The 1657-nt window shown below is 64.8% G+C and carries 1 protein-coding gene; it reads left to right on the top strand.

From position 1 onward, the window contains the following. Positions 1-68 precede the first annotated feature (68 nt). The gene (locus CKW40_RS42145; protein ID WP_095205371.1) at positions 69-1625 is read left to right on the top strand and encodes an ISL3 family transposase; all 1557 of its coding nucleotides are present in this window, start codon (positions 69-71) and stop codon (positions 1623-1625) included. The last annotated feature ends 32 nt before the right edge of the window (positions 1626-1657 follow it).

Raw genomic sequence — 1657 nt, 5'->3', positions numbered from 1 at the left:
GGCTCTGACTCACTTTTGATGACATTCGGGTTTGGTTGGTACCGATTTCAGACAGAGGAATCAGTGCAATGGGCCAGACCCTCCGACCATCGACCCTCGTCCCTCGCGGCTTTGTTGTCGATGATGCCGCCAGTGGCGCCGACGCGACGCTAATCACGGTCCGTCCTTTAAGCATCGCGAGCGCCTGCCCGGGCTGTGGAACGAGATCGGGGCGGATCCACAGCCGGTATCCGCGGCGCTTGGCGGATCTGCCCATGGCGGGCAAGGCTGTTCTGCTGGCCGTGATGGTACGCCGATTCCACTGCGACGCGGTGCTTTGTGGCCGGCGAATCTTTGCCGAGCGCTTTGACGGGGACGTGCTCGCGCCATGGGCCCGACGAACCGCTCGCCTCGATGATATCGTCCACCATCTTGGGCTTGTTCTCGGCGGGCGTCCGGCAGCGAGCTTCGCCCAGAGGCTGATGCTGCCGGTGAGCAACGACACCCTGCTGCGTGTCGTGCGGCGGCGCGGCAGCCCGCGTATTGTTCCGCCGACCAACATCGGGATCGACGACTGGGCGTGGCGACGCAACCAACGCTATGGGACGATCATCTGCGACCTGGAGCGACGCAAGACCATCGCATTGCTGCCTGACCGGGAGCCAGCGACGGCCCAGGCCTGGCTCTCCGATCAGCCCCAGATCGGCATTGTCGCGCGCGACCGCGGCGGCGGCTACGCGATGGCTGCAGCCAAGGCGCTGCCGAAAGCGACCCAAGTGGCCGACCGTTGGCACTTGACGGAGAACGCCAGCCGCGCCTTCCTCGACGCCGTGCGCAAATCCATGCGCCAGATTCGGACCGCGATCGGCGCCACCACGATCAATCCCGACCTGCTCACCGCCGCCGAGCGCATTCAATATGAGGGATATCTTCACCGTGAAGATACCAACGCCGCCATTCTCGGCCTGGCCAAGGCCGGAGCGACGATCAAGGAGATCGTCCGCCGGACCGGGTACAGCCGCGGCCTGGTTCGTCGCGTGCTGCGTGGTCAACGCTCGGATGTCTTCCGCGTCCGCGAGAGCTCGCTCGAACTTTACCTGCCATGGCTTGACGCCCAGTGGTCGGCCGGACAGCGGAACGGCGCCGAACTGTGGCGACGGCTCACGGTCCAAGGGTTCGGCGGCAGCCTTCGGGTTGTCACCGAGTGGACCACGCGCCGTCGGAAGGCGGAAAAGGTCGACGGCGCCGCCTTGAGCCGGGCACCCTCGGCGCGGACCGTTGCGCGGCTTATGACCATCGGTCGCGACAACCTCTCCAAGTCCGAAACCGTCATTGTCGCGGCGATAGAGGGCGGCGTGCCCCAGCTGGTAGACGCCAGGAAAATCATCGCCGCCTTCCAGGCCATGATCGGCAAGAAGTCTCTCGTCGATCTTGAGCCATGGCTGGAACAAGCTCGATCGGGCCTGGTCGCTCCCTTCGCCAACGGCGTCGTCAAGGACCGAGCGGCCGTGAGCGCGGCGATTACGTCTCCCTGGTCCAATGGCCAAACCGAGGGGCAGATTACCAAACTCAAGCTCGTGAAACGCCAAATGTACGGCCGAGGAAAGCTCGACCTGCTCCAGGCCCGGGTCATTGGCGCTGCGTAGGACTAGTCACCACCAAAATTGCGTCAGAGCCC

Source organism: Mesorhizobium carmichaelinearum (assembly GCF_900199455.1).
Taxonomy (GTDB): Bacteria; Pseudomonadota; Alphaproteobacteria; order Rhizobiales; family Rhizobiaceae; genus Mesorhizobium; species Mesorhizobium carmichaelinearum.
This window is presented reverse-complemented; position numbering and strand designations above follow the sequence as displayed.

Bases quoted from the DNA above. Each gene is read 5' to 3' on its own strand.
- CKW40_RS42145 (WP_095205371.1), top strand. From the start codon at position 69: ATGGGCCAGACCCTCCGACCATCGACCCTCGTCCCTCGCGGCTTTGTT.